This is a genomic window from Novosphingobium endophyticum (assembly GCF_014640675.1).
GTDB classification, from domain to species: Bacteria; Pseudomonadota; Alphaproteobacteria; order Sphingomonadales; family Sphingomonadaceae; genus Novosphingobium; species Novosphingobium endophyticum.
In genome coordinates this window covers 1-4,302 of the sequence record NZ_BMHK01000076.1, presented here as the reverse complement: position 1 = coordinate 4,302, position 4,302 = coordinate 1, and the positions used below count along the sequence as shown (strand labels likewise).

The following is a 4,302-nucleotide window of genomic DNA, read 5'->3' as shown; positions in this document are numbered from 1 at the left end:
CCGGTGTCTCGGGACCGGCTACGGGCTACGCCCTCCGCCAATCCCGAGACACCGGATTCTCATCTTGATCGTCGCGCTCTCTCATCCAGATCGCCGCGCGACACAGATGCTACCCGCCCGAGGTGCACAGGGGATTTCATGCGAATTCTGGTACTTGGCGCGGGCGGCTTCATCGGGCGGCATATTGTTGCTGAACTGCTTGCCGCAGGCCACGATGTTGTCGGGGTGGCGCGAACGACGCAGGCGCTGGCGGCGGCGTTCCCTGAAGCAACATTCGTTGCGCTCGATCTTGCGAAGACCGTCAGACCGGAGGATTGGTCCATCCACCTCACGAGCGTGGATGTCGTCGTAAACGCGGCGGGGGTACTTCGCGGACCACACATGGAAGCAGTCCATGTCGACATGCCCAAGGCTCTTCACGCGGCTGCAATAACCGCTGCGGTCCAACGGGTGGTGCTGATATCGGCAATCAGCGCACGCGACGACGTGGCGACGGACTATTCAATCTCCAAGCTTGCTGGCGAGGCGGCATTGCGCAGTTCCGGCCTCGACTGCACTATCCTCCGTCCTTCGCTGGTCTATGGTGATGGGAGCTATGGAGGTACCTCGCTATTGCGGGGAATGGCCGGTTTGCCTTGGGTCGTGCCTCTGCCCGGTCAAGGAGATTTCGCTTTCACGCCGATCCACGTGAACGATCTGGCACAAACGGTGCGAATTGCCTGTGAGGGTGAGTTGCCACCGAGACAGACGCTTGAGCCGGTTGGCCCCGAGACCATCAGCTTGAAGCATCTGCTCGAACGCTACCGAGCGTGGCTTGGCTTCGGGCCAGCCCGCTTCGTGCAGATACCGATGCCGTTCATGCGGTTGCTCGGCCGCATTGGCGATTTCGTGGGCGATGGCCCCATCGCGACCAACAGCCTGACCCAGATGGTCGCGGGAAACGCCGGTGACAGCGAAGCCTTTGCTAGAGCGATAGGCTCTGTTCCTCGCAGTCTCGGTGCGGCCCTTCGTGACAGACCAGCCCAGGTGCAAGATCGCTGGCATGCCAGACTGTTTTTCCTCGCTCCCGCGCTACGAGCCACACTCATTCTGATGTGGCTGGCGTCGGCCTGGCTGGGACTTGCCTACGGAGCGCCGCAAACCGAGGCCCTTGCGCGCAGTCTCGGCCTGCCGATGGCTTGGGCCGATCCACTGCGGATCGGAAGCAGCGTGCTCGATATCCTTGTCGCCGCCGAATTGCTTTTTGGACGTTCGGTGGCACGAGCAGCCTTGGTGCAGCTAGTAATCGTGTGCGGCTACACCGTCGCGATCGGAGTGGCCTTGCCGCAGCTTTGGCTCGATCCACTCGGGCCGCTTCTCAAGAACCTGCCGGTGATGCTGGCCATCGCCGTCTATGGCGTAATCGGGAACAAGCGCTGATGGATCTCTACCTGTTCGTCAAATGGGTGCACGTCGTCAGCAGCACGATCCTGTTCGGCTTCGGCGCCGGCACCGCATGGTATTTCTGGAATGCGCACCTGACCCGCGATCCTGCGGCGATCGCGCGTGTCGGCCGCATGGTGGTCAAGGCGGATTGGATATTCACCGGTACCAGCGGAATCGTGCAGCCCGTCAGCGGCGTTATGCTGGTCCATCTCGTCGGCTATTCTTTGACCGAGTCCTGGCTGTTGCTGACTTATGGGCTCTATGCGCTTGCCTTCATCTGCTGGGCCCCTGTCGTTTGGCTCCAGATCAAGGCCCAGCGACTGGCGCAGATCGCCGCAGAGACGGGGCAATCTCTCGGAACCGATTATTTTCGTACCGTGTGGCTTTGGTTTGCCTTGGGGTGGCCCGCATTTCTTGGGCTTATGGGCGTGTTCTGGCTGATGATTGCCAAACCCGTCCTTTGGTGACGCCAGTGAACCCCTTGTTCCGCCGCCGAGCATCGCCGACAAAGGCGACATTCACGGTCCAGATCGCGTGCCTCGGAACTTGCCATACATTCATATTTCAGCGGCGCGTCGCGAATAGCAAGAAGTGGGACTTTCCCGTCATTACCGCCAGCAGAGACCAGCGACAGCTTCTGCCAACTGCGGTCATTCACGGGCGATGGCCGGATCAGACTGCGAATGCCTGAGTGGGGTGGTGTCCAGACTGGCCGCGTTGAGGGGGCACAATACCATAGCCGCCGCGTGCTCGTTGCGCGTATCCCCCTTCTCGCTATGTCTCTGGCAAAGCCGTTCCAGTCAGGAGAGACTAATGCCGCACGAGAGCTTTGACCTACGCATAGAGACGGGCACGCTTAGCGATGGGCACTCCTGGTCATTGGTCGCGACGGTGCATCTCCCGGACGTTGCCCATAATAGCGAACGGGTTCCGTTGGTCGTTTGCTTGCCCGGCGGCGGGTACAATCGTCACTACTTCAGTCTACAGGAACCGGGCTACAACGAGGCGCGCCACCACATGGATCGCGGCGTAATTGTGGTCGCTCTCGACCACATTCGCGTGGGCGAGAGCGACATACCCGAGCTTCAGGATGCTTCGTTGGAGATTGCCGCGGAAGCGAATCACGCCGTGCTGAAAGTCATACTGGAACGGCTTGGCGCGGGTACTCTGCGCGATGGTGTGCCCCCCCTTCAGCCCTACGGCGTCGTAGGTGAAGGTCAGTCCATGGGCGGGCACATAGCGCTCTTGATGCAGGCAAATCACCGCAGCTTCGACGGCCTCGCAATGTTGGGAAGCAGCGCGGTCTGTACGCGGCTACCCGCCAAGACGGTCGGCGAAGAAATCTGCTTGCTCGGCAAGGACAACCCGTCCGAGGGGCTCGCTGCACTTCGAACCTTCGACAAGCGGTTCGCTTTCCATTGGGAAGATGTTCCTGAGGCATACGCCAGCGCTGATGGCGAAGCTTCCACGTCGGCCTATTGGCTTAGCGCCACTACGCCTAACGCAGGTGGCGGCCTCGTCCCAGGGCATTTGTCAAGCAAGGCGGCGACCGTAACCGTGCCGATACTCATCGGGATGGGCGAACGGGACGTCTGCCAGGACCCTCTCCGCGAGGTCGCGGCCTACATGTCATCGCGCGATGTTAGCTACATCGTCGTCCCACGCATGGCGCATATGCACAATTTCGCGGGGACCCGGACTATGATGTGGAAGCGGCTCAGCGCGTTTATCGCCCAAGTGGCGGATATGCGATCTGATCGGTGACAAGATAATTGAACGGCCGGTATCGTACAAATCGCAGAACACTCGAAATGTCCGGGTGAGGCGGAAAGACCTGTAGCAGGGCATCTCATCCAGTGTCATTGCTCGACTGATCGAGACCGCGCTAAGGCGCGGGAGGTTCGCGCGCCGCCAACCCCATCGTGAGAAAACCCAAACTTTTGCAGGAGTAAGCGAGATGGCCTTCACGCTCTATGCCGCGACGATCCCATCCTACCTGCAGATCCCTAACTCGGTATCGAGGCTGATTGGCAAAGCCGAAGCCTTTTGCAATGAGAAGGGTCTCGAGCCCGAGGTATTAATTCAGGCGCGTCTGGCGGAGGATATGCTTCCGTTCGCCTATCAGGTTAAATCTACCGCGGTGCATTCCATCGGTGCCATTGAGGGCGTACGGAAGGGCATCTTCTCGCCTGACACCACGACAGCGCTCGCCACATTCGATGGCCTGCGCGAACGCATCGCTCAAACGATCGCCGCGCTGGAAGCGATAGGTCCGGACGAGGTCGAAAGCTTCATCGGCCGGGACATGCGCTTCGAATTTGGCGCCAATGCCATGGATTTTTCTGCCGAAGAGTTCCTGCTCTCCTTTTCGCAACCGAATTTCTATTTTCACGCCACGACCGCGTACGACATCCTGCGCATGAAGGGCGTCCAGATTGGCAAGCGTCGAGATGGGGCGGCTGCCGACCGTCCGCTTCTGCCCCTCCGGACGGCCGGTTCTGTGCTGAGCGGACGTGCGCCACCCGGCGAGCGAACGGCTTAAAGTGGTCGGCTGCTGCCATTCCCCCGAGCAAGCGAAACCGCCAACATTCCTGCCGTTCGTCCACCCGGAATCGCTCGTTCATAGCTGCCGGTCATTCATGCAGTCAGGCCGGCTCCCCGAGTTGATCGAGGAGCCGGTAAAAAGCTCAGATTTCGGTTCGCTCGGACAAGGTAAGCGCGTCGTCGATGTCGACGCCGAGATACCGCACCGTATTCTCGATGTTGGTGTGGCCCAGCGGCCACGACTCATAATGCACCTCATCTTAACTCATTGAAAGGCAAAGACCTGCTGATCAGGATTTGATGTTAGCGGAGCCGCCAACAGTTTCCTTCTGG

General features: G+C 60.1%; 4 protein-coding genes and 1 pseudogene. 4 read left to right on the top strand and 1 reads right to left on the bottom strand.

The window, feature by feature from the left end; translation table 11 throughout:
- The 4 genes from IEX32_RS20135 to IEX32_RS20120 all read left to right on the top strand — a co-directional run.
- On the top strand, positions 1-1,419 hold a 1,419-nt coding region (locus IEX32_RS20135), incomplete at its 5' end, for an SDR family oxidoreductase (RefSeq protein ID WP_229736534.1).
- A complete protein-coding gene (locus tag IEX32_RS20130; protein WP_188773318.1) occupies positions 1,419-1,892 on the top strand; it encodes a DUF2269 family protein in 474 nt (157 codons plus the stop codon). The genes IEX32_RS20135 and IEX32_RS20130, both read left to right, overlap by 1 nt.
- A 346-nt stretch (positions 1,893-2,238) precedes the next feature.
- The gene (locus tag IEX32_RS20125; RefSeq protein WP_188773317.1) at positions 2,239-3,189 is read left to right on the top strand and encodes an alpha/beta hydrolase; all 951 of its coding nucleotides are present in this window, start codon (positions 2,239-2,241) and stop codon (positions 3,187-3,189) included.
- Between the two features lie 193 nt (positions 3,190-3,382).
- On the top strand, positions 3,383-3,967 hold the full coding sequence (locus IEX32_RS20120; RefSeq protein WP_188773316.1) for a DUF1993 domain-containing protein: 585 nt from the start codon (positions 3,383-3,385) through the stop codon (positions 3,965-3,967).
- A 145-nt stretch (positions 3,968-4,112) separates the two neighbouring features.
- Here the strand turns inward: IEX32_RS20120 and IEX32_RS20845 are convergent.
- Positions 4,113-4,202 (bottom strand): annotated as a pseudogene (locus IEX32_RS20845) (integrase); the annotation flags it as partial.
- Positions 4,203-4,302: the final 100 nt, after the last annotated feature.

Excerpts from the sequence above, each read along its gene's own strand:
- IEX32_RS20120 (WP_188773316.1), top strand. The coding sequence starts at position 3,383 with ATGGCCTTCACGCTCTATGCCGCGACGATCCCATCCTACCTGCAGATC.
- IEX32_RS20130 (WP_188773318.1), top strand. The coding sequence starts at position 1,419 with ATGGATCTCTACCTGTTCGTCAAATGGGTGCACGTCGTCAGCAGCACG.
- IEX32_RS20125 (WP_188773317.1), top strand. The coding sequence starts at position 2,239 with ATGCCGCACGAGAGCTTTGACCTACGCATAGAGACGGGCACGCTTAGC.